Source organism: Achromobacter sp. SIMBA_011 (genome assembly GCF_046535435.1).
Lineage (GTDB): Bacteria > Pseudomonadota > Gammaproteobacteria > Burkholderiales > Burkholderiaceae_B > Achromobacter > Achromobacter dolens.
Window position 1 is genome coordinate 1 of sequence record NZ_JAWRWN010001312.1, and the last position, 231, is coordinate 231.

A 231-nucleotide genomic window follows, 5' to 3' on the forward strand; every position below is an offset into this window, starting at 1 on the left:
GGCGACGCGCCTTCCGAACCGGAATTATTCCACGATGATGATGAAACGCATGTTGGCGGTGGCGCTCGTCGCGGCCGCGGCGATCGGCGGCGGGCTCGCCGCCGGCCATTGGTTCCGCGGCGGCAGCGCCGACGACGGTGTGGCGGCCGCCACATCGGCCACATCGGGCTCATCGGCCGCGCCGGCTCCGTCCGGCAGCCCGGTCGAGCAGCTGTGGGCCGCGGCGCTGAC

The 231-nt window shown here is 73.6% G+C and carries 1 pseudogene; it reads left to right on the plus strand.

Annotated features, from left to right (window positions below):
• Positions 1-34 precede the first annotated feature (34 nt).
• Positions 35-231: pseudogene (locus SB816_RS35325) on the plus strand (TlpA family protein disulfide reductase); the annotation flags it as partial.